Genomic DNA, 21,134 nt, shown 5'->3' with positions numbered 1-21,134 from the left:
GCGGCACGATGGTCGGATGGACGTGGTGGGGGTGGTGCTCGCCGCGGGCGCGGGGCGCCGGGCGGGCGGACCGAAGGCGCTGCGACGCGATGCGGCGGGCGTGGGCTGGGTCGAGCGCGCGGTGGTGCGACTCGAGGCCGCCGGCTGCGGGAGCGTGCTCGTAGTGCTCGGTGCTGAGGCCGGGGAGGCCCGCCGCCTGGTGCCCGAGCGTTCGCAGGTCGTTGTCGTGGAGGACTGGGCCGAGGGACTCTCCGCGTCGCTGCGCAGCGGACTGCGCGCCGCGTACGGCGACGCCGCGCTCGTCACGCTCGTCGATCTGCCCGACGAGCCCGCCACGGTCGGCGCGCGGGTCCTCAGCGACTCCCCCGCCGGTCCAGCAGTTCTCGCCCGCGCGACCTACCGCGGCCGCCCCGGCCACCCGGTACTCCTGGGCAGCGCGCACTGGCGGCCGCTCTCGGCGGCGCTCACCGGCGACTCCGGGGCCCGCGACTACCTCGCGCGGCACGGCGCCCTCGCGGTCGAGTGCGGCGACCTCTTCTCGGGAGCAGACCGCGACGGACCCGGCTGACGCGGTCATCCGAGCCCGCCCTCGTCGAGCGCGTCGCGCAGCGCGCGCCAGGCGAGGGTCGCGCAGACCGAGCGCACCGGGTTCGCGGCGACCAGCAGCAGCGCCGCCTCGTCGCCGAGCGGCTCGGCCGCGACCGATTCCGCTGCGCGTCCGGACACCGCGTCGTGCGCCGCCATCGCCTCGAGGAAGGCGGTGACGCGCCCGCGGACCGTCACCGCGTCGAGCCCGTCGAGCTCGTCCGCGAGCAGCGACGCGGAGCCCTGCGACACCTCGCAGCCGCGCCCGCTCCAGCTCACCGACAGCGCACCAGCGCCACCGGAGACCCGGACCTCGATCCGGTCGCCGCAGGTCGGCGTGAGCAGCTCTGCCCGGCCGAGCACCTCCGCCGGCGCCGTCTCGTCCCGCCCCACCGGATGCCGAGCGTGCGCCCGGATCAGCTCGGCCGCCTCGGCGCTCACGGCCGCTCCTCCAACTCCGCCAGTTCGGCGTACAGGGTGCTGATGCCCGCGATGCGCTCGCGCGACTCCCGCGGCACGGCGCCGAGCACCCCGGCGGCCAGCACTGCGACGGCGCTCATCGCCGCCGCGTAGCTGTCGAACGCCGCCTCGCTGTCGACCGGACACTCCAGCCAGACCGCGCAGCGGTCGGCGAACCGCCGCGCGTGCGCATCGGCGAGCAGCACGACCGGCACCCCGTGCGCGGCCAGCACGTCGACGACGGCCGCGAAGGAGGCGGGCCGCCGCCGGAAGCCGACCAGCACCACCGCGTCCTCCGCGCCGAGTCCGGCGATCTCCTCGCCGAGCGACTGCCCGGGCTGCGGCGCGATCCGCACCCGGGCACGCGCCTGGGCGAGCTGCTGGCGCAGGTGCAGCGCGACCGGGTAGCTGTTGCGCAGGCCGATCACGACGACCTCGCGGGCGCCGGAGAGCAGCCGGACGGACTCCTCGAGCCGCCCGTCGGCGAAGGTCGTGGCGAGGCGGCGGAGGTTCGCGTGCTCGCTCTCGAGGTGCGCGGCCAGCGCGTCGGCGGGGGCACCGGCCGAGGCCGGGCCGACCGGCACCCCGGAGCTGCGCAGCGCGCGCGCGTGCTCGCGCACCTCCTGCGAGTTGGAGAAGCCCAGGCGGCGGAAGAGCCGCGAGACCGTGGCCTTCGACACTCCGCTGTGCTGCGCGAGCTCGGTGGCGGTGTAGCTGGCGAGGTCGCCGAGGTGGTCGAGGATGAAGTCGGCCGCGCGCTGCTCCTGCCGCGAGAGCGAGGCGTAGCCCGCGTCGATCCGGTGACCGATGCTCGGTGCGGAGGCCTCGGCGCGGTGCTCGGCGATCGGCGCAGAGGCGGTCACACCCGTCCTGCCCGCGCCTCGGCGAACGCGTGCACCGCCGCCTCGAAGGCGTCCAGCGCGGTCGCGACGTCGGCCTCGGTCACGTTCTCCTCGGGGTGGTGGCTGACGCCGCCCTCGCAGCGGACGAAGAGCATCGCGTACTCGGTGAGGTCGGCGATCGCCATCGCGTCGTGCCCGGCCTTCGAGAACAGCACCATCGGCTCCTCGTCGCCGGTCGCCCGGATGCCGGTGCGGACGACGTCCTGCAGCCAGTCGGCCGCGACGACGGCGGGCGCTCCGTGCGTCTCCTCGACGGTCAGCGCGAGCCGACGGCGGCGGGCCGACTCCGACATCGAGTGCTCGATCCCGTCCCAGACGGTGTCGCGGACGTCGTCGAACTCGGCCCGCAGGTCGAGCGAGAACTCCACCCGGCCCGGGATCACGTTGACTGCGCCGGGGAACGCCTCGAGGCGGCCGACGGTCGCGATCGCCCCGTGCTCGCGGGCGATCCGCTCGACGGCGAGCACGGCCTCCGCGGCCCCGGTCAGCGCGTCGCGGCGGCGGTCGAACGGCACGCCGCCCGCGTGGCCGGCCTTGCCGGTGAGGGTCAGCGCGAAGCGGCGGGCCCCGGCGATGGAGGAGACGACGCCGAGCGCGCGGTCCGCCTCCTCGAGGTACGGGCCCTGCTCGATGTGCGTCTCGAGGTAGGCGAGGACGTCGGCGGCGTCGCGCGCCGCGGTCGAGATGCGCGAGGGGTCGAGGCCGAACTCGTGGAACGCCTCGACGAGGGTCGTGCCGTGCGCGTCCTCCAGCTCCCACCAGTGCTCGTCCCAGGTGCCGGCGACCGCGCGGGAGCCGAGCAGGGCCGTGCCGAAGCGGGTGCCCTCCTCGTCGCCGAACGCGACGACCTCGACGGCGAACGGCAGGCGCGTGCCCGCGGCGTTCAACCGGGAGACGACGGCGATCGCGAGCATCACGCCGAGGACCCCGTCGTAGCGCCCCGCATCGGGCACGGTGTCCAGGTGCGAGCCCAGCAGCAGCGCGGGCAGTCCGGGCGTGGCGCCCTCGTAGCGGCCGCACTGGTTGCCGGCCGCGTCCTGCCAGGTGCGCATGCCGGCGTCCTCCATCCAGCGCGCGGCCATCGCGTTGACGCGGGCGTGCTCGGGAGAGAGGTAGACGCGCTCGATCGCACCGCGGGTGCTCGACACCGCGGCGAGCTCGTCGCAGCGCGCCATGATCGCGGCGGCGTCGACGACGCTCACGCCGCGCCTCCCCGTGCGGAGTCGTAGACGCCGTACGCGCCCGCGACCCCGCCACCCGGAGCGACGGTCGCGCCCGCGCGGCGCAGGACCGCCTCGAGCGCGGCGAGGGTGGTCAGCACCGTGTCCTGGCGCGCGTTGTAGCCCATCGTGCCGATCCGCCAGACCTTGCCGTGCAGCGGCCCGAAGGAGGTGCCGATCTCGATGCCGAAGTCCTCCAGCATCGCGCCGCGCACCGCGTCGCCGTTCACGCCGTCCGGGATGTGCACCGCGACGACGTTGTTCATCTTGTGCGCGAGGTCGCCGAAGACGCGGAGGCCGAGCCCCTGGACGCCGGCGAGCATCGCCGAGCCGTGCAGCTCGTGCCGCGCGATCGTGGTCTCGAGGCCCTCCTCGACGATCAGCCGGGCGCACTCGCGCGCGCCGTAGAGCATCGTCGTGGCCTCGGTGTGGTGGTTGAGCCGGCGCGGGCCCCAGTAGTCGAAGACCATGCCGAGGTCGAAGTAGTTGGACCGGACCGGGTGCGCGCTGACCGCGTCGCCCTCGTCGCGGATCCCGGCCTCGATGCTCTTGCGCGCCTCGATCACGGCGACGGCGCGCTCGGAGAAGGTGACGGGAGCGGAGCCGGACGGCCCGCCGAGGCACTTCTGCAGCCCGGCCGAGACGGCGTCGAGGCCGAGCTCGTCGGCGCCGAACGCGTTGCCCGCGAGCGACGCGGTGACGTCGGTGTAGAACAGCACGCCGTGCTTCTCGCAGACCGCGCCGAGCTCCTCGAGCGGCTGCGCCATCGTCGTCGAGGTGTCGCCGTGCACGACCGCGAGCACCTTGGGGCGCACGCGCTCGATCGCCTCGGCGATCACCGAGACCGGGAACACCTGGCCCCACTCCGCCTCGATCACGTGCACCTCGGCGCCGCAGCGCTCGGCGATCTCGCGGAGGAGGTGGCCGAAGCGGCCGAAGACGGGCACGAGCACCCTGTCGCCCGGCTCGAGCATCGAGACGAGCGCCGCCTCGATGCCGGCGCGGCTGGTGCCGTCGACCAGCATCGTCTTCTCGTTCGACGTGGCGAAGACGCGGCGGTAGAGCTCCTGCGTCTCGTTCATCATCGAGGTCATGAACGGGTCGTACTGGCCCACCAGCTGCGCGGACATCGCGCGGAGCACGCGCGGGTCGGCGTTGATCGGGCCGGGGCCCATCAGCAGCCGGGGCGGCGGGTCGATGGGGAGGAACGTCGAGATCGCGGGCGCGGTCGGAATGGGAGCCACCTTCTTCGCAGTCGGACGTGCAGAAACACCTGTTTCAGGTTCCGACCTTACTGCAACACACGTTTCGCCCATGTTTCGGCGTCGGTAGGTCTCGATACGGCACCTGCGGCGCCTACTCGACCAGCATGAGCTGCCCTTCATGCTGGTCGAGTAGCCCCGCAGGGGCGTATCGAGACCCACCCCTCCCGAGCCAGGCAGTACATGCTTCACCAGAGCGGCCCCTCTTCATGCTGGTCGAGTAGCCCGCATCGCGGGCGTATCGAGACCCGCCTACCCCAGCACCTCCGCCGCCAGCTCCAGCAGCGCCAGATCCGCCCCGCGCGCCCCGACCAGGCACAGCCCCACCGGCTTGCCGTCGACGCTCAGCCGCGGCACCGACAGCGCCGGATACCCGCCGATCCCCGCGACGCAGGTCAGCCCGAGAGTCGCGGTCCGCGCCGCATCGATCACCTCGGCCGACGCGTCGAGCGCCGGCGCGACCGACGACGCCGACGGCAGCAGCAGCACCCGCCCGCCGAGCGCCGCGTCGAGCTGCTCGCGGAACCCCGCGACCCGCTCCCGCGCCGCCGCCTCGGTGTCCGCATCGATCCGCGCCGCGGCGTCGAACCGCGCCTGCACGTCCGGTGCGAGCACGCCCGGATGCGCGGTGACCCAGGCACCGTCCGACGCCCACGCCTCCGCCGCCTGCACTGTCCGGAACGCCTCGAACATCTCCGCCACCGGCGGCAGCTCGATCCGCTCCACCTCGAGCCCGTCGACCACCGCCGAGAACGCGGCCGCGACCGGAGCGTCGACCCTCTCGAGCAGCGCCTCGGCCACGACGAAGCCACTCACCGGCGACTCCGCAGGCCCGGTCAGCGCGACCGCGGCGACCTTCCGCAACGTCTCGAGATCCCGCGTCAGCCACCCCACCGTGTCGAAGCTCGGCGCGAGCGGCAGCAGCCCCTCGACCGGTACCGCGCCGTGCGTCGTCCGCAGCCCCCAGAGCCCCTGGTACGACGCGGGCACGCGGATCGACCCCGCCGTGTCCGTGGCGAGCCCGACCGCCGCCTGCCCGAGCGAGACCGCGGTCGCGGGTCCGCTCGAGGAGCCGCCCGGGATCGCCCCCGGGACCGCCGCGTTCGGCGGCGTCCCGTAGCCGGAGTTCCGCCCCGCGATGCTGTACGCGAACTCGTCGGTCTGCGCGATCCCGCGCACCGACGCCCCCGCGCCCAGCAGCATCGCGACGGCAGGAGCGGTGGATCGCTCGACCTCGGCCTCCGCCAGCCGCGCGGGGATCCCCGCACCGATCCGCTGCCCCTCGACCGCGAACAGGTCCTTCACGGCCACGTCCAGCCCGTCGAGCGGCCCCGACGCGGAGGCGGGCACGAGCGGCGCCCCGACCGCCCGCCACACCCGCACGTCGAGCGCCGGCGCGGGCGCCTGCACCTGCGCGGCGCGCACCCGCCAGGTTCCGGAGTCCCGCGTCCACAGCTGCGTCACCAGCCCGCGCCCCCCGCGGGCCGGCAGGTTCACCGTCACGACCAGCGCGTCGTCCTCCCCGAGGGCCCGCACGTGCAGCTCCGCGAGAGCCCTCGGCGGCGTCCCGCCCCGCCGCCCGCGGAACCCCGTGATCGCCTCGTGCCCCACGAGCAGCCCGGAGCCGTCGCCGCGCAGCGTCGTCGTCTCGCGGACGAAGGCGTCGGCGAGCGCCGGCACGTCGTCGGCGGCCAGCGCGGCCTCGTAGACGAGCACCGCGTCGACGAGCCCGTCGGGCAGCTCCCCCTCCAGCGTCGTGACCCGCGGATCAGGGCCGTGCTGCTCAGTCATCGAAGTCCGCCGTCCGCACGCGGGCGTGCACGCCCTTCACCAGGTCGACGACCTGCGAGATGTTGAAGTCCGTCGCGGCACTGAGGTACGCGTAGGCGAGACTCGCGTCCATCCCGTAGCGGGCCTGGAGCAGCGCGATCGCCGCCCGCACGCAGTTCTGCACGGCGACGTCGAGGTCCTCGTCCATCCCGGTCGGCACCAGGAACTCGGCCGTCTCGCCGAGCGGCCCGGCGATCTCGCCGAACGCGGCGAGCGCCTCCGCCCGCGGGATCACCTCGAAGCGCACCCGCACCCGCAGGCTCGCCTCCATCGCGGTCAGCGCGACCTCGCCGTCGCCCTGCGCGAAGTGCGGGTCCCCGACGTAGGCGAGCGCCTCCGGCACCTGCACCGGCAGGTACACGCTCGTGCCCGCCGTGAGCAGCGAGATGTCGATGTTGCCGCCGTGCGCGCCCGGGGGCACGGAGTGCGGCCGCTCGTCGCCCGCCACCGCGACGCCCATGATCCCGAGGAACGGGTGCAGTTCGAACCGCGCCGAGCGCTCACCGCCCGGGGTCAGCGGCAGCACGCCCCGCCGGATGCCGTCGGCGCCCTCCTCCACCCGAGCGAAGGCGCTGAACGACCCCGCGGCCAGCGGATACTCCCCCGGCAGCGCGCCGCGCCCGTGCCGGTTCGAGATCACGCCGTACGGGACCCGCGGCTCGGCCTCGAGCAGCGTCATCCGGAGCAGATCGCCCGGCTGCGCGCCGCGCACCGCGATCGGCCCGGTCACCACGTGCGGCCCGTCGACGGCGGTGTCGCGGAAGGGCCCGGCCGCGGCGAGCTCGATCGCGTCGCGAAGCACCCCCTCGGGAGCCACACCGTGCGCCCCGAAGAACGCGACCGGATCGCGTCCCTGATCCTCGAGGACCCCCTCGTGGCTCAGCGTGTCGATGACGACCTCCGCACCGGAGTCCACGGTGAGCACCGCCCGGTCGCTCGCGCAGGGCAGCCGCCCCCACAGCACCGATCCCGGACCGGCCGGCAGGTACTCGACCCCCTCCGGAAGTCCCTCCCCGGGCTGCACCGCCCACACCGCCGGCTGCTCCTGCGCAGGCCGCCCCTGCGCGTCCCGCCTCTGCACGTCCTGCACGATGGCCGCCTCTCCGCGCGGGCCCGCCCCGCACTCCGTCCGACAGTAGCGGCGCCGTGTTGCGCCCTCGTGTCCCGGCCGCCCGCCGCATCCATGGCAGTATCGGCCCCGCACCACCCTCGCTCCCTCCCGCGAGATGCCACTTGTGCACGCGACACGCCGACGGAGGCGCTCACAAGTGGCATCTCGCGGCACCCGCCCACCCCTCCGACGACAGGACCCCTGTGTTCCGACGCCTGCGCACGCGCACCGACAACGTCCACCTCGGCCTCATGCTCGCCCTGACCTTCTCGACCGGCATCATCGACGCCGTCGGCTACCTCGGCCTCGACCGGGTCTTCACCGGCAACATGACCGGCAACGTGGTCATCCTCGGCATGGCGCTCGCCGGCGCCGACGACCTCCCCATCGTCGGCCCGATCATCGCCCTCGCCGGCTTCATGCTCGGCGCCGCGATCGGCGGCCGCGTCCTGCGCCCGGTGAAGGCCGGCTGGACCACCCGCTCCTCCTGGCTCTTCACCGTCGTCGGCCTGCTGATGACAGTGCTCGCCGTCGTGCTCGGCGTCGTCCCCGAGCACCCCGAGCCCCTCGCCCTGACCGTCACCGGCGTCCTGGGCCTCGCGATGGGCCTCCAGGCCGCGACCGCCCGCCACATCGCGGTCAAGGACGTCACCACCGTCGTCGTCACCTCGACCATCACCGGCCTCGCCGCCGACTCCCGCCTCGGCGGCGGCAAGGGCCAGCCCTGGTTCCGCCGCGCCACCGCCGTCGTCCTGATCGCCGCCGGCGCCGGAGTCGGCGCCCTGGCCCTGAACGTCGGCCTCTGGCTCGGCCTCGCCATCGCCGCCGCGATCACCCTGATCGCCTCGCTCCTCGGCCACCTCATCGCCCACGTCAAGCACGCGACCCCCGCGGAGGAAAAGGCCGCGGCCTGACCTCGCCGGGTCCTGCCTTCCTTCTCCCAGTTATGCACACGTTCCTTTGCACACCACGGCGTTGTGCGTAGGATTCCGACCATAGCGTTGGAGGAACAGGATGCCCGGCTACCGAATCGACTCGCAGCTCGCAGAGCTCGGTGAGAACGTACGCGGCTGGCGCATGGTGCTGGGCCTGACCGCTCAGCAGGTCGCGGAGCGCGCCGGCATCACTCGCGCGACAGTGCACAAGATCGAGGCGGGTGACCCCGGTGTGCGCTTCGGAAGCGTCGCTCAGGTCCTCCGAGCCCTCGGAGTGCTCGATCAGACCATCGCCGCTACCGACCCCCTCGCCAGCGACATCGGCCGACTGCGCGCCGGCCGTCTGACGAAGAAACGCGCCCGATGACCACCGTGGACGTTCTGGTCGACGAGAACGGCCGCTCCCGGCCTGTCGGTCGAGCGCACTTCACCCGCACGCGAGGCGAGGTCTCCACGACCTTCCTCTACGACGCCGACTACCTCGCAAGCGGAGGTACGAGCATCGACCCCGTGCTGCCACTCGTGAGCGGCTCGCAACATCAGACCGGCCTCGTCCGTGCCTTCTCCGACAGCGCCCCCGACCGCTGGGGACGGAACCTCGTCGAGAAGGCCGAGCGGATCCGCGCGCGCGAGGAGAACCGCGCACCCCGCCGCCTCGACGACGTCGACTTCCTTCTCGGCGTGAGTGACGACACCCGGCAGGGCGCACTCCGCTACCGCCTTCCCGGCAGCGCAGCGTTCAGCGGGGAGCCCTCGACGGTCCCCCCGTTGCTGTCCCTGCCGACGCTCCTGCGTGCCGCGGACGACGTCTCCGGGGACGAGGACCCCAGCCGCGCGGTCAAGCAGCTTCTCGACACGGGGACGACCGGTCTGGGCGGGGCGCGACCGAAGGCGTCGGTGCGCCTCGAGGACGGCTCGCTGGCGATCGCGAAGTTCCCCCATGGAAGCGACGAATGGGACGTCATGGCCTGGGAATCGACCGCCCTGGACCTCCTGGATCGCGCGGGTCTTCGAACGCCCCAACGGAGACTCAGCCGCGTAGGGGAACGCAGCGTGCTGATCCTGCGCCGGTTCGACCGCACAGAGGACGGCCGGCGGATCGGCTACATCAGCGCGATGACCGCTCTCAGCGCCGTCGACGGCGACCACCGAGACTACGCCGACCTCTCCGACGCCATCCGCGATCTCTCCTTCTCGCCGCGCGCAGACCATCACGAGCTCTTCGACCGCATCGTCGCGAGCGTGGCACTCGGAAACACCGACGACCACCTGCGGAATCACGGCTTCCTCGCTGAGCGCGGTGCGTGGCGGCTGAGCCCGGCGTTCGACGTGAATCCGAACCCTGATCCGTGGCGTGCTCGTTCCACCTCGGTCATGGGAGCCGATGCACCGCCTGACGAGGCGGAGGCGCTGATCGCGCTCGCCGAGGGATTCAGCCTCTCGGCGAGGGAAGGCCGTGAGCGGATGGTCCGCATCGCCGAGTCGCTGGCGCCCTGGCAGGAGTCCGCCCGGGCCAACGGCATCGCTCAACGAGAGATCAGCATGATGGCCGAGTCGGTTGGGCCGCGACTCGAGGCGGTCGTCACCGCTGCCCGCTGAAGGCGAGCGACGACGTAGGTTCTGGATTCTTGGTCTCCGCGCCGCTCAGCGCGGTGCGCGCTGGCAGTGCGGGCAGAGGTGCGACGAGCGGTTCATGAACGGCACGCGGACGATCGGCTCGCCGCAGCGCGGGCAGGGCTTGCCGGTCCGGCCGTAGGCGTTGAGGCTGTGCGAGAAGTAGCCGGAGGCGCCGTTCACGTTGACGTACTGGGCGTCGAAGCTGGTGCCGCCCTCGGCCAGGGCGCGCTCGAGCACCGAGCGGACCTCGGCGAACAGGCGGCGGATCCGCGCCTCGGTCAGCGACGAGCTGGGCGTCTCGGGGTGCAGCTCGGCCGCCCAGAGCGACTCGTCCGCGTAGATGTTGCCGATGCCGCTGACCAGCGTCTGGTCGAGCAGGGAGCGCTTGATGCCGCTGTTCCGGCGGGCCAGCACGGCGAGGACGGCCGAGAGGTCGAAGAACGGGTCGAGCGGATCGCGGGCGATGTGCGCGACCTGCGAGGGCACGGCCCGCAGCCAGTCGCCGTCGACCGCGTCGTCGCCCGCGTAGCCGCCCGGCGCGCCGTCCGCGGTGGGAGCCAGCGAGTCGATCGCCATCGAACCGAAGATCCGCTGGTCCACGAAGTGCAGCGCGAGCTCGCCGTGCTCCGGATGCTCGATGCCGATCCGGATCCTCGTCAGCTTCGCGAGCGCCGCGTCGGCCGTCCGCAGCAGCACCTGCCCGCTCATTCCGAGGTGCACGAGCAGCGCCTCGCCACGACCGGCCGGCAGCCAGAGGAACTTCCCGCGCCGCACCGCACCGCGCAGCCGCCGCCCGACGAGCAGCCCCTCGAACGAACCGAGCGGGTGCACGTGGCGCTTGAGCGAGCGCTCGTCGACGATCTCGACGCTCGTCACCAGCGAGCCGGTGACGGCGGGAGCCAGCCCGGCCCGCACCACCTCGACCTCGGGCAGCTCGGGCACGGTCAGCCCTCGATCGGAGCGGCGGGAGCGACCGGCTCGCCGGGAGCCGTCGCCGAGAGGCGCGTCCAGGCGTCGAGAGCGGCGGCCATCTCGGCCGCCTTCTTGCTCGTCCCCTCGCCGCGGGCGGTGACGAGCCCGCCGACGATGACGGTGGCGACGAAGACCTTGCTGTGGTCCGGTCCGGTCGCCGCGATCTCGTAGCGGGGCGCGGGCGCACCGCGCTCGGCCGCCGCCTCCTGCAGGCTCGTCTTCGGGTCCATCGAGACGCCGAAGCGCAGCGGATCCGCGGTCAGCGGGGCGATCAGCCGCAGCACGAGATCGCGCGCCGCGTCCGGGCCGGTGCCGAGGTAGACCGCGCCGATGATCGCCTCGACGGTGTCCGCGAGGATCGACGATTTGTCGCGGCCGCCGGTCATCTCCTCGCCGCGGCCGAGGCGGAGGTGCTCGCCCAGGCCGATGCCGCGGGCGATCTCGGCCAGCGCGACCGTCGAGACGAGGCTCGCCCGGCGCTTGGCCAGGTCGCCCTCGCTCAGCGCGGGGTACTCGGTGTAGAGCATGACCGTCACGGCCTGCCCGAGGATCGAGTCGCCGAGGAACTCGAGACGCTCGTTGTGCGGGAGGCCGCCGTGCTCGAAAGCGAACGACCGGTGCGTCAGGGCGAGCTCGAAGAGCTCACCGTCGAGGCTCACGCCGAGCGTGGCCTCCAGACGCGACCGGTCGTCGCTGGAGGGTGTTGCGGAAGTCTGGTTCACCATGGACCGCACGGCTCGTGTCGCGGGGCGACGCGGAGCCGAAGGGACTGGATCAGACGTTCGCGACCTTGCGGCCCTTGTACTCGAGGAACAGCGCGGTGCCCGCGGAGTCCTCGACGACCTTGGCGCGGTGCGGGAGGCTGTAGACGGTCTTGCCGTTCTCGACGGTCTTCACCAGGGGCGGGACCTCCGCCTTCCACTGCGAACGACGAGCGTGGGTGTTCGCGCGGGACTTCTTCCTCTTGGGAACAGCCATGATTCTCTCTTCTCTAGCTCGGTCGGATCAGGCGGGGCTGATCAGGTTCGGTCGTCTTCGGTGCGCGGCTCGGCGCCGGCACCACTGTCTGCGGAAGCTCCGGGCGCTGCGGCCCCACCGGTCCCCGACTCGCCCAACCCGGCGAGCGCGGCCCACCTGGAGTCGCGCGGAGCCTCGGGCTCGGACACGGAGGACTCGGCCAGCCGCTCCCCCGTGACAGGGTCGAGGCCCGGACAATCCGGCCGGCAGACCGGCTGGAACGGCAGCGACAGCACCACCGCATCCCTGACCAGAGGTTCAAGATCCACGTGGTCGTCGTGAACCTCATAGTCGAAAGCTTCGTCAGAAGAGTACGCGAAAAGTTCCTGGAACTCGACATCGACAGGCAGGGAGATGTCGGTGAGGCAGCGGCTGCACTCGCCGACGGCCTCCGCGGACACCTGGACGCTGGCCAGGATGCCCTCGTGCACCGACTCGATCCGGACGTCGAGATCGAGCGGCGCGCCCTGGCGGACGGCGACGATGCCCTCGCCGAAGGCCTCGGGCGCCTCGAGGTCGAGACGGTGCTCGCGCATCTCCCCCGGGCGGTTCACGATGTCGCGCACGTTCACGGTGAACGGCGTCTTCTTGAAAGTAGTCACGAGGATCGAGCCTAGTCCCCCGCGCCACGCCCGGGCGGAGGTCACCCGGATCCCGCCGACACCCCGCACCCCCACTCCTCAAAAGTTGCGGGCGAGTACGCAGAAGTTGCGGTAGCCGGGATCGACTACCGCAACTTCTGCGGAGTGGAGAGGGTGGTCAGTGGAAGGGGACGCGTCAGGCGCCGCCCTCCTGCAGGGTCACCTCGATCGGCTCGTAGTCGGCGCCGCTGGTGTCGACGCCCTCGTCCGCGAGCTCGGCGAGCGCCTTCTCGACGTACTCGTTCGAGTAGGCGGTCTCCGGCGGGTCCTCGCTGATGATGGTCGCGCCGGTCTCGTTCTCCGTCGTCTTGGCGATGTCGACCGTCTGGTCCCAGGCGGCCTCGTCGATCATGCCGACGCCGTCGGTCGAGGGCCAGATCAGCTTGTTGACCTCGTTGGTCATCCAGAGCTGGTGGCTCGTGCCGAGCGTGGAGCCGGCCGCGGTCACGATGTCCGCCGCCTCCTGCGGGTTGTCCTTCGCGTAGATCCAGCCCTTGATCGACGCCTTGATGAAGGCGACGGTCTGCTCGGCGTAGGCGTCGTCGCTCGAGAGCTTGTCCGCGTCGGCCCAGATCGCGTCCTGCAGCATCGCGGTGCCGACGTCGTTCCAGCTGATCACGTTGAGGTCGTCCGGCGTGTACAGCTCGCCCGTGTCGGGGTTCACCGTCTCGAGGACCTGCGCGTACTCGTTGTAGGTCATCGCCTGCGCGGCGTCGATGTCGCCGGCGAGGAAGCCGTTCATGTCGAAGAGCTGCTGCACGAGCGAGATGTCGCTGAGCGCGACGCCGTCCTTCTGCATGCCGGCGAAGAGCTCCCACTCGTTGCCGTAGCCCCAGCTGCCGACCTGCTTGCCCGCGAGGTCGGCGGGCGAGGTGATGCCCTTGTCCTTGAACGAGATCTGCGTGGTGGCGCTGCGCTCGAAGATCTGCGCGACATCGGTGATGTTCGCGCCGTTCTCGATCGAGCCGAGGACCTTCGGGACCCAGGAGATCGCGTAGTCGGCGTCTCCGGAGGCGAGGACGTCCTGCGGGACGATGTCGCCGCCGCCCTCGGCGATGGTCACGTCGAGGCCCTCGTCCTCGTAGTAGCCCTGGTCGACGGCGGCGTAGTAGCCGGCGAACTGGGCCTGGGCGACCCACTGGAGCTGCAGGGTGACGGGGGTGAGATCCCCGGAGCCCCCCGAGGCTCCCGAGCCGGTGTCACTGGATGCGCTGCAGCCGGTGAGCGCGAGGCCGACGGCGGCGAGCCCCGCCGTGGTCGTCATCGCGATGCGCGTGCGTCTGTTCACTGTTCCTCCTGGTGCGGTGCGGTGCGGGATGCGGCCCGGACGGGCCGTCAGTGCCGTGGTGCGGATGGAGCGGTGGAGCGGATGGAGCGAGTGCGGTGGTGCGAGTGCAGTGGTGCGGGTGGTGCGTTCGGGTGGTGCCGAAGTGCCCGTCCGGCGCGAGCCGGCGGGAGCGGAGGGGCGCGTCTCAGCGCGCGTGGCTGCGCCGCAGTGCGAGCGCCTCGAGGCCCGCGGTGACGCAGTAGAAGACGAGGCCGACGAGCACGGCCCCGAGCACGTAGGCGTAGGCCAGCGCGTAGTCGCTGCCCGACGCGGCCGAGGTGATCGACTTGCCGAGCCCGCCGATCGGCCCGCCGAAGTACTCGGCGACCAGCGCCGAGATCACGGCGAGCGAGGAGGCGATCCGCAGCCCCGTGAAGAAGAACGGCACCGCCCCGGGCAGCGTGATCGTCCGCGCCGTCTGCCACGGCGACGCGGCGTAGGCGCGCATCAGATCGCGGTGCACGGGCGCCGCCTGGCGGAGCCCTCGCAGCGTGTTGACGTACACCGGCACGAAGACCGCGAGCGCCGCCACGAGCTGCCGGGCCGTCTCGACGTTGGCGCCGAACATCGTGTAGAGCACGGGGGCGAGCGCCACGATCGGCACGACGGCCGCGGCGGCGACGATCGCCGCCGTCAGCCCGTCGAAGACCCGCACCAGCGCCGACACCCCGGCGACGAGCACCGCGAGCACCGCCCCGGCGACGAGCCCGATCAGCGCGTTGCCGCCGGTCACCCGGCTCCCCGCCAGGACCGAGCCCGCGTTCTGCGCGAACTCCGCCCCGATCGCGAGCGGCGAGGGCAGCACGAACGGCTGCACGTCGAGCGCCGTGACGCCGACCTGCCAGAGCAGCAGCGCCGCGACACCGAGCACGAGCGGCGCGACGACCGCCCGGGCGAGCGCGGGGCTGCTCACCGGTTCTCCACCCCGCGCGGCACCGCGGCGGCGTCGCCGTGCAGCAGCTCGCGCACGGCCCCGACGTCGGCGAAGAACGCCGCGTCCTCGCGCACCCCCGCCTCGCGCTCGGAGGAGTCGGGCAGCGCGATCCGCAGCACGTCGCGGATCCGCCCGGGGCGCGGCGACATCACGACGACGCGGTCGGAGAGGAACACCGCCTCCGGGATCGAGTGTGTCACGAAGACCACGGCGGCTCCCGTCTCGCTCCGGATGCGCAGCAGCTCGGTCTGCATCCGCTCGCGGGTCATCTCGTCGAGGGCGCCGAAGGGCTCGTCCATCAGCAGCAGCCGGGGGCTCTCGGCGAGGGCGCGCGCGATGGCGACCCGCTGCTGCATCCCGCCGGAGAGCTGGTCGGGGTAGGAGTCGGCGAAGTCGCCGAGCCCCACGAGCGCCAGCAGCTCCTCGACCCGCGACCGGCGGGCGGCGGTGCCCACGCCGTGCAGCTCGAGCGGCAGCGCGATGTTCGCCCGGATGCTCCGCCACGGCAGCAGCCCCGCCTGCTGGAAGGCGATTCCGTACTCCTGGTCGAGCCGGGCCCGCCGCGCCGTCTTGCCGAACACCGAGATCGAGCCGGAGGTCGGCTCGTCCAGGTCGGCGATCAGGCGCAGCAGCGTCGACTTGCCGCAGCCGGAGGGTCCGATCAGCGACACGAACTCCCCCGCGGCGATCTCGAGCGAGACGGTGTCGAGCGCGGTGACGCTCGTGCTCTTCTTCGTGGTGAACGTCTTCGTGACGGAGTCGACGACGACGGCCGGTTCGGCAGCGCTCATGCGGGCTGCTCCCCTCTGCGGAACGGACGGAGGGCGGTGCCGATCAGCGCGACGACGCCGGCGGCCGCGAGGCCCACCAGTACCGCGCCCAGGATCGGCGCCCAGGGCTTGGCGGGGTCTCCCCCGGCGGAGGAGGCGAACTCGATGATCATCCGGCCGATGCCGCCGCGCAGGCCGATCGAGACCTCCGCGACGACGGTGCCGATCACGGCGCTGACGGCACCGAGCCGCAGCGCCGGCAGGAGGAACGGCACGCTCGCGGGGAGGCGCAGCCGCAGCAGCGTCTTCCACCAGCCCACGCCGTAGACGCGCATCAGCTCGACCTGGTGCGCAGACGGCGCGTTCAGCCCGCGCAGCGCCCCGATCGAAACCGGGAAGAAGGCGAGGTAGGAGGCGATCAGCGCCACCGACATCCAGTTCTCCCAGGTGAAGGCGCCGAGCTCGAGCTGCGAGCCCCAGCGGCGCACCAGCGGTGCGATCGCGATCAGCGGCACCGTCTGGCTCAGCACGATCCACGGCAGCACCGCGGACTCGGCCGTGCGGAAGCGCTGCATCAGCACCGCGAGCAGCAGCCCGACCACCACGCCGACGACCCAGCCCACGGCCGCGACGCCCAGCGAGAAGGCGCTGGCCTGCAGCACCGCGAGCCAGAGCACCGGGGCGTTGCGAGCGCCGGTCACCGGCTCGACGAGCCGCCCGGCGATCTCCCACAGGTGCGGCATCGCGATGGCGCTGGTGCGCGGGAGCACGGTGACCCCGCCGACGACGACGCCCGTCTCCGGCCCGAGGGCCTTGTAGACCTCCCAGAGCACCGCGAGCAGGAGCAGCCCGGCCGCGCCGAGCAGGACCCCGCGCGTCGCGGCCGGCGACCTCATGCCTTGGCCACGATGTGCGGGCCGAGGGCCGGGATGACGCGCTCGCCGTACACGCGCAGCGTCTCCTCCTTGTTGTCGTGCTGGAGGTAGCCGGCGAACTGCGTGACGCCGATCTCGGCGAGCGCCGTCAGCTTCGCGATGTGCTCGTCGGCCGTGCCGAGGACGCAGAAGCGCTCGACGATCTCGTCGGGCACGAACGCGGTGTGCGAGTTGCCGGCCCGCCCGTGCTCGTTGTAGTCGTAGCCCTCGCGCCCGGCGATGTAGTCGGTCAGTGCCTGCGGGACGGCGCCGCTCGTGCCGTAGCGGCCGACGATGTCGGCGACGTGGTTGCCGACCATCCCGCCGAACCAGCGGCACTGGTCGTACATGTGCGCGCGGTCGGTCCCGATGTACATCGGTGCCGCGACGCAGAACTGCAGCGACTCCGGGTCGCGGCCGACGTTCGCCGCCGCGTCCTTGACCGTCTGGATCATCCAGCGTGCGATGTCGAGGTCGGCGAGCTGCAGGATGAACCCGTCGCCCGTCTCCCCCGCCAGCTTGAGCGCGAGCGGTCCGTAGGCGGCGACCCACATCTCCAGCGAGGAGCCGCGGCTCCACGGGAACTGCAGGGTCGAGCCGTTGTACTCGACCGAGCGGCTGTTCGCGAGCTCGCGGATGACGTGGATCGACTCCCGCAGGGTCTTCAGCGTGGTCGGAGCGCCGCCGGTGACGCGGACGGCGGAGTCGCCGCGGCCGATGCCGCAGACGGTGCGGTTGCCGTACATCTCGTTGAGGGTCGCGTGCAGCGAGGCGATGACGGTCCAGTCGCGGGTCGCCGGGTTGGTCACCATCGGGCCGACGGTGATCCGGTGGGTCTTCTCGAGGATCTGCGAGTAGATGACGTACGGCTCCTGCCAGAGCAGGTGCGAGTCGAACGTCCACGCGTAGTCGAAGCCGTAGGTCTCGGCGAGGACGGCGAGCGCGACGGTGCGCGAGGCGGGCGGGTTGGTCTGGAGGACGACTCCGAAGTCCATGGGGCTTCCTTCGTTGCGGTGGGAAAAAGAGGACTTCAGGTCAGATCAGATACTGCGAGAGACCTCGCTTGATGTATTTGCCGTCGCCCTTGGTGCCGATGTAGTCGCCGGAGTCGACGACGACCTTGCCGCGGGAGATCACCGTGTCGACGTGGCCGTCGATCTCGAAGCCCTCCCAGGCGGAGTAGTCCATGTTCATGTGGTGGCTGCGGCCCTCGCCGATGCCGATCGAGGTGTGCCCGTTCGGGTCGTAGACGACCACGTCGCCGTCGGCGCCGGGCTGGATCACGCCCTTCTTCCCGTACATCCCGAACATCCGCGCCGGAGTGGTCGAGGTCAGCTCCACCCAGCGCGGCAGTGAGATCTGCCCGGACACGACGCCCTGGTACATCAGGTCCATCCGGTGCTCGACCGAGCCGATGCCGTTCGGGATCTTCGAGAAGTCGCCGACGCCCATGTCCTTCTGGCCCTTCATGCAGAAGGGGCAGTGGTCGGTGGAGACCATCTGGATGTCGTTGGTGCGCAGCGACTGCCACATGTGGTGCTGGTGCCCCTCCGCCTTCGAGCGCAGCGGCGTCGAGCACACCCACTTCGCGCCCTCGAACCCGGGCGCGCCCAGCTGCTCCTCGAGCGAGAGGTAGAGGTACTGCGGGCACGTCTCGCCGAACACGTTCATCCCGCGGTCGCGGGCCTGCGCGATCTGCTCCACCGCCTGCTTCGCCGACACGTGCACCACGTAGAGCGGCGCGCCGGTGAGGTCCGCGATCATGATCGCCCGGTGCGTCGCCTCCTCCTCCGCCTGCCACGGCCGCGAGGTGCCGTGGAAGTAGGGCGAGGTGTTGCCGGCCGCGAGCGACTGCTTCACCAGCTCGTCGATGATCGCGCCGTTCTCGGCGTGCATCATCATCATCGCGCCGTTCGACGCGCCCTTCTGGAACGCCCGGAGGATCTGCCCGTCGTCGGAGAGGAACACGCCCTTGTAGGCCATGAACAGCTTGAAGCTGGTCACCCCCTCGGCCATCAGCTCGTCCATCGCCACCAGGGACGAGTCCTGCACGTCGGAGAGGATCTGGTGGAAGCCGTAGTCGATCGCGCAGTTCCCGGCCGCCTTCTCCTGCCAGGCCTGGTAGCGGTCGACCACGCTCTCGCCCGGGTACTGCACCACGAAGTCCACGATCGAGGTCGTCCCGCCCCAGGCCGCGGCCCGGGTGCCGGTCTCGAAGGTGTCCGAGGCGAAGGTGCCGCCGAACGGCATCTCCATGTGCGTGTGCGCGTCGATCCCGCCGGGGATGACGTACTTGCCGGCCGCGTCGATCACGCGGTCGACGTTCGCCGCGAGGTCGAAGCCCAGCAGCGTCGAGCCGGGCGCGAGCACCGCGGCGATGGTCTCGCCGTCGATCAGGACGTCGGCGGTGGCGGTGCCGGTCGCGTTGACGACCGTGCCGTTCGTGATGAGGGTCTTCATCGATGCTCCTCGGTGGTTCCGGTGCTGCGGCGGTCGCGCGGTCGGTTCGTCGGCGGTCAGGGCGTGGCGATGCTCGTGTACGAGTCCGGACGGCGGTCGCGGTAGAACTGCCAGTCGTCGCGCATCTGCTGCACCATGTCGAGGTCCAGATCGCGGATCAGGACCTCCTCGCTGTCGCCCGAGCCGCGCTCGCCGACGAAGTTCCCGCGCGGGTCGATCACCTGGCTCGTGCCGTAGAAGTCGACGGCCAGCTCGCCGTATTCGTTGTCCTCGCGGCCGACCCGGTTGGGCTGGAGCACGAAGTAGCCGTTCGCCACGGCGGCGCAGGGGCCCTCCACCTCCCACAGGCGGTTCGAGAGGCCCGGCTTGGTCGCGTTCGGGTTGAACACCATGTGCGCGCCGTTCAGGCCCAGCTCGCGCCAGCCCTCGGGGAAGTGCCGGTCGTAGCAGATGTAGACGCCGACCTTGCCGACGGCGGTGTCGAAGACCGGGTAGCCGAGGTTGCCGGGGCGGAAGTAGAACTTCTCCCAGAAGCGGTCGAGGTGCGGGATGTGGTGCTTGCGGTACTTGCCGAGGATCGTGCCGTCGGCGTCGACGACCACGGCGGTGTTGTAGTAGACGCCGGTGATGTCCTCCTCGTAGATCGGCAGGATCATCACCGTGCCGAGCTCCTTCGCCAGCGCGGCGAAGCGCTGCACGATCGGACCGTCGGCGGGCTCGGCGTAGCGGTAGTACTTCTTGTCCTCGGTGATGCCGAAGTACGGGCCGTAGAACAGCTCCTGGAAGCAGACGATCTGCGCTCCCTGGGCGGCGGCGTCGCGGGCGAACTGCTCGTGCTTGTCGAGCATCGACTCCTTGTCGCCGGTCCACGTGGTCTGGGTGATCGCTGCGCGGACGATGGTCATCGGTACCTCCATGCTTCGGTCGGCCCGGTCGAGGCTCCGCCGAGGTCCCGCGAGACGCGGGAGGCGGGGCCGAGGGGCCGTGGTCTCACTGTGGTCCGCGCGAGGGTCGAAGGCAATGACCGCTTCCGCTCCGTGCGCCGGACAGGGGTTCATCGTCGTCCTCCGACGTTTCCCGGGTGTTTCCGGCGCGGATCCGCAGCATTAAGGCGCCGGTCCTTCGGAATCCGCGGTGTCCGCGGTCCGCGGTAGCGTCGACGGATGCGCATCACGATCCTGGCCGGCGGCGTCGGCGGCGCCCGCTTCACCTCCGCGGTCCGCGAGCACCTCCGCGACCTCGAGGCGGCCGGCGGCGGTCCCTCCGAGATCACGGTCGTCGCCAACACCGGCGACGACATGTGGCTGACCGGCCTGAAGGTCTGCCCCGACCTCGACTCGCTCACCTACGCGCTCGCCGGTGTCAACGACACCGAGCGCGGCTGGGGCCGGGCCGGCGAGAGCGAGCGCGTCTCGGCCGAGCTGACCGCCTTCGGTGTCGGCTGGCCGTGGTTCACCCTCGGCGACCTCGACATCGGCACCCACCTCGCCCGCACCTCGATGCTGCGCGACGGGCTGACCCTGTCCGAGGCCACCGAGCGGATCACCGCGCGCTGGCCGCTCGGCGTCCGCCTGCTGCCGATGTCCGACTCCGACGTCGAGACCCACGTCGAGGTCGACCTGCCCGGCGAGGGCGTGCGGCTGCTGCACTTCGAGGAGTGGTGGGTGCGGCTGCGCGCCTCGGTGCCCGCCCGCCGCTTCGTGCAGCAGGGCGTCGAGGAGGCCCGTCCCGCCGCGGGTGTGCTCGAGGCGATCGCCGACACCGACACGGTCCTGATCGCGCCGTCCAATCCGGTGGTGTCGATCGGGACGATCCTCGGCGTGCCCGGCATCGCGGAGGCCGTGCGGACCACGTCGGCCCCGGTCGTCGGCGTCTCGCCGATCATCGGCGGCGCGGTGGTGCGCGGGATGGCCGACCACTGCCTGCCCGCCATCGGGGTCGAGACCTCGGCGGAGGCGGTGGGCCGGCACTACGGCGCGCGCTCCACCGGCGGCCTGCTCGACGCCTGGCTGGTCGGCGAGGAGGACGCGGCGGCCGTCGGCGCCCTCGACGGCACCGGTCTGCGCGTCCACTCGGTCCCGCTCTGGCTCCGCGACCGCGACAGCTCGACGCGGCTCGCGGCCGACGCCATCGCCGCAGCCCGCGCCTGACCACCGCCGGACACGCGCCACCGGCCGG

General features: G+C 72.2%; 22 protein-coding genes and 1 pseudogene. 6 read left to right on the top strand and 17 right to left on the bottom strand.

Translation table 11 applies throughout. The features are described from left to right. Positions 1-16: 16 nt before the first annotated feature. Positions 17-568: an NTP transferase domain-containing protein gene (locus EDF43_RS17050; RefSeq protein WP_132437803.1), complete on the top strand. Its 552-nt coding sequence runs from the start codon at positions 17-19 to the stop codon at positions 566-568. A gap of 5 nt (positions 569-573) precedes the next feature. Here EDF43_RS17050 and EDF43_RS17045 read toward each other — a convergent pair whose 3' ends face one another. The 6 genes from EDF43_RS17045 to EDF43_RS17020 all read right to left on the bottom strand — a co-directional run bounded on the left by EDF43_RS17045 (position 574) and on the right by EDF43_RS17020 (position 7,339). Continuing rightward, positions 574-1,026: an iron-sulfur cluster assembly scaffold protein gene (locus tag EDF43_RS17045; RefSeq protein WP_132437802.1), complete on the bottom strand. Its 453-nt coding sequence runs from the start codon at positions 1,024-1,026 to the stop codon at positions 574-576. Beyond that, complete coding sequence (locus EDF43_RS17040; protein WP_243646355.1) at positions 1,023-1,907, bottom strand: MurR/RpiR family transcriptional regulator; 885 nt, start codon at positions 1,905-1,907, stop codon at positions 1,023-1,025. The genes EDF43_RS17045 and EDF43_RS17040 overlap by 4 nt, the downstream gene beginning before the upstream one ends. Next, positions 1,904-3,148, bottom strand: coding sequence for an allantoate amidohydrolase (locus EDF43_RS17035; protein ID WP_243646354.1), 1,245 nt, complete (start codon positions 3,146-3,148; stop codon positions 1,904-1,906). Before EDF43_RS17035 ends, EDF43_RS17040 begins: the two co-directional genes overlap by 4 nt. Then, positions 3,145-4,341: an alanine--glyoxylate aminotransferase family protein gene (locus EDF43_RS17030; protein WP_132437893.1), complete on the bottom strand. Its 1,197-nt coding sequence runs from the start codon at positions 4,339-4,341 to the stop codon at positions 3,145-3,147. Before EDF43_RS17030 ends, EDF43_RS17035 begins: the two co-directional genes overlap by 4 nt. A gap of 339 nt (positions 4,342-4,680) precedes the next feature. Further along, entirely contained in the window at positions 4,681-6,219 is a 1,539-nt protein-coding gene (locus EDF43_RS17025) for an AtzH-like domain-containing protein (protein WP_132437801.1), read from the bottom strand. After that, positions 6,212-7,339 carry an acetamidase/formamidase family protein gene (locus EDF43_RS17020; RefSeq protein ID WP_207901828.1) on the bottom strand — a complete coding sequence of 376 codons (1,128 nt, stop codon included), beginning with the start codon at positions 7,337-7,339 and terminating at the stop codon, positions 6,212-6,214. Before EDF43_RS17020 ends, EDF43_RS17025 begins: the two co-directional genes overlap by 8 nt. A gap of 233 nt (positions 7,340-7,572) precedes the next feature. Here EDF43_RS17020 and EDF43_RS17015 point away from each other — a divergent pair, with 233 nt between their 5' ends. From EDF43_RS17015 to EDF43_RS17005, 4 genes and pseudogenes are all read left to right on the top strand, one after another. Beyond that, the gene (locus tag EDF43_RS17015) at positions 7,573-8,283 is read left to right on the top strand and encodes a YoaK family protein (protein WP_347812545.1); all 711 of its coding nucleotides are present in this window, start codon (positions 7,573-7,575) and stop codon (positions 8,281-8,283) included. A 100-nt stretch (positions 8,284-8,383) separates the two neighbouring features. After that, positions 8,384-8,671 carry a helix-turn-helix transcriptional regulator gene (locus tag EDF43_RS17010; RefSeq protein WP_123735501.1) on the top strand — a complete coding sequence of 96 codons (288 nt, stop codon included), beginning with the start codon at positions 8,384-8,386 and terminating at the stop codon, positions 8,669-8,671. Further along, positions 8,668-8,925: pseudogene (locus EDF43_RS22420) on the top strand (HipA N-terminal domain-containing protein); the annotation flags it as partial. The gene EDF43_RS17010 and the pseudogene EDF43_RS22420, both read left to right, overlap by 4 nt. A 147-nt stretch (positions 8,926-9,072) precedes the next feature. Beyond that, on the top strand, positions 9,073-9,903 hold the full coding sequence (locus EDF43_RS17005; RefSeq protein WP_243646356.1) for a HipA domain-containing protein: 831 nt from the start codon (positions 9,073-9,075) through the stop codon (positions 9,901-9,903). A 45-nt stretch (positions 9,904-9,948) separates the two neighbouring features. Here the strand turns inward: EDF43_RS17005 and mutM are convergent, their stop codons facing one another. The 11 genes from mutM to EDF43_RS16950 all read right to left on the bottom strand — a co-directional run bounded on the left by mutM (position 9,949) and on the right by EDF43_RS16950 (position 19,861). After that, complete coding sequence (gene mutM, locus EDF43_RS17000) at positions 9,949-10,863, bottom strand: bifunctional DNA-formamidopyrimidine glycosylase/DNA-(apurinic or apyrimidinic site) lyase (RefSeq protein ID WP_132437799.1); 915 nt, start codon at positions 10,861-10,863, stop codon at positions 9,949-9,951. Between the two features lie 2 nt (positions 10,864-10,865). After that, the gene (gene rnc / locus EDF43_RS16995) at positions 10,866-11,618 is read right to left on the bottom strand and encodes a ribonuclease III (protein WP_132437798.1); all 753 of its coding nucleotides are present in this window, start codon (positions 11,616-11,618) and stop codon (positions 10,866-10,868) included. 49 nt (positions 11,619-11,667) lie between these two features. Further along, positions 11,668-11,871: a 50S ribosomal protein L32 gene (rpmF, locus tag EDF43_RS16990; RefSeq protein WP_123445680.1), complete on the bottom strand. Its 204-nt coding sequence runs from the start codon at positions 11,869-11,871 to the stop codon at positions 11,668-11,670. Positions 11,872-11,912: 41 nt separating this feature from the next. Continuing rightward, positions 11,913-12,446, bottom strand: coding sequence for a YceD family protein (locus EDF43_RS16985; protein WP_123446003.1), 534 nt, complete (start codon positions 12,444-12,446; stop codon positions 11,913-11,915). A gap of 241 nt (positions 12,447-12,687) precedes the next feature. Then, on the bottom strand, positions 12,688-13,839 hold the full coding sequence (locus EDF43_RS16980; protein ID WP_243646353.1) for an ABC transporter substrate-binding protein: 1,152 nt from the start codon (positions 13,837-13,839) through the stop codon (positions 12,688-12,690). 184 nt (positions 13,840-14,023) lie between these two features. Then, positions 14,024-14,791 (bottom strand): ABC transporter permease subunit, encoded by a 768-nt coding sequence (locus tag EDF43_RS16975; RefSeq protein ID WP_123735497.1) that lies wholly within the window; start codon positions 14,789-14,791, stop codon positions 14,024-14,026. After that, complete coding sequence (locus tag EDF43_RS16970; protein WP_132437797.1) at positions 14,788-15,603, bottom strand: ABC transporter ATP-binding protein; 816 nt, start codon at positions 15,601-15,603, stop codon at positions 14,788-14,790. Before EDF43_RS16970 ends, EDF43_RS16975 begins: the two co-directional genes overlap by 4 nt. Next, positions 15,600-16,478 carry an ABC transporter permease subunit gene (locus EDF43_RS16965; protein ID WP_132437796.1) on the bottom strand — a complete coding sequence of 293 codons (879 nt, stop codon included), beginning with the start codon at positions 16,476-16,478 and terminating at the stop codon, positions 15,600-15,602. The genes EDF43_RS16970 and EDF43_RS16965 overlap by 4 nt, the downstream gene beginning before the upstream one ends. Continuing rightward, positions 16,475-17,491 carry a TIGR03842 family LLM class F420-dependent oxidoreductase gene (locus EDF43_RS16960; RefSeq protein ID WP_123735494.1) on the bottom strand — a complete coding sequence of 339 codons (1,017 nt, stop codon included), beginning with the start codon at positions 17,489-17,491 and terminating at the stop codon, positions 16,475-16,477. The genes EDF43_RS16965 and EDF43_RS16960 overlap by 4 nt, the downstream gene beginning before the upstream one ends. A 40-nt stretch (positions 17,492-17,531) precedes the next feature. Further along, the gene (gene hydA, locus EDF43_RS16955) at positions 17,532-18,956 is read right to left on the bottom strand and encodes a dihydropyrimidinase (protein WP_132437795.1); all 1,425 of its coding nucleotides are present in this window, start codon (positions 18,954-18,956) and stop codon (positions 17,532-17,534) included. 56 nt (positions 18,957-19,012) lie between these two features. After that, positions 19,013-19,861, bottom strand: coding sequence for a nitrilase-related carbon-nitrogen hydrolase (locus EDF43_RS16950; RefSeq protein WP_123735492.1), 849 nt, complete (start codon positions 19,859-19,861; stop codon positions 19,013-19,015). 258 nt (positions 19,862-20,119) lie between these two features. Between EDF43_RS16950 and cofD the strand changes: the two genes are divergently transcribed. Continuing rightward, on the top strand, positions 20,120-21,106 hold the full coding sequence (cofD, locus tag EDF43_RS16945) for a 2-phospho-L-lactate transferase (RefSeq protein WP_132437794.1): 987 nt from the start codon (positions 20,120-20,122) through the stop codon (positions 21,104-21,106). Positions 21,107-21,134 lie beyond the last annotated feature (28 nt).

Origin of the sequence: Rathayibacter sp. PhB179 (assembly GCF_004345345.1) — a bacterium.
Taxonomy (GTDB): Bacteria; Actinomycetota; Actinomycetes; order Actinomycetales; family Microbacteriaceae; genus Rathayibacter; species Rathayibacter festucae.
This window is presented reverse-complemented; position numbering and strand designations above follow the sequence as displayed.

Coding starts and splice junctions, on each gene's coding strand:
- EDF43_RS17050 (WP_132437803.1), top strand. CDS start 17: ATGGACGTGGTGGGGGTGGTGCTCGCCGCGGGCGCGGGGCGCCGGGCG.
- EDF43_RS17030 (WP_132437893.1), bottom strand. CDS start 4,341: ATGGGCCCCGGCCCGATCAACGCCGACCCGCGCGTGCTCCGCGCGATG.
- EDF43_RS17025 (WP_132437801.1), bottom strand. CDS start 6,219: ATGACTGAGCAGCACGGCCCTGATCCGCGGGTCACGACGCTGGAGGGG.
- EDF43_RS17010 (WP_123735501.1), top strand. CDS start 8,384: ATGCCCGGCTACCGAATCGACTCGCAGCTCGCAGAGCTCGGTGAGAAC.
- rnc (WP_132437798.1), bottom strand. CDS start 11,618: ATGGTGAACCAGACTTCCGCAACACCCTCCAGCGACGACCGGTCGCGT.
- rpmF (WP_123445680.1), bottom strand. CDS start 11,871: ATGGCTGTTCCCAAGAGGAAGAAGTCCCGCGCGAACACCCACGCTCGT.
- EDF43_RS16985 (WP_123446003.1), bottom strand. CDS start 12,446: ATGCGCGAGCACCGTCTCGACCTCGAGGCGCCCGAGGCCTTCGGCGAG.
- EDF43_RS16970 (WP_132437797.1), bottom strand. CDS start 15,603: ATGAGCGCTGCCGAACCGGCCGTCGTCGTCGACTCCGTCACGAAGACG.
- EDF43_RS16965 (WP_132437796.1), bottom strand. CDS start 16,478: ATGAGGTCGCCGGCCGCGACGCGCGGGGTCCTGCTCGGCGCGGCCGGG.
- EDF43_RS16960 (WP_123735494.1), bottom strand. CDS start 17,491: ATGGACTTCGGAGTCGTCCTCCAGACCAACCCGCCCGCCTCGCGCACC.
- hydA (WP_132437795.1), bottom strand. CDS start 18,956: ATGAAGACCCTCATCACGAACGGCACGGTCGTCAACGCGACCGGCACC.
- EDF43_RS16950 (WP_123735492.1), bottom strand. CDS start 19,861: ATGACCATCGTCCGCGCAGCGATCACCCAGACCACGTGGACCGGCGAC.
- cofD (WP_132437794.1), top strand. CDS start 20,120: ATGCGCATCACGATCCTGGCCGGCGGCGTCGGCGGCGCCCGCTTCACC.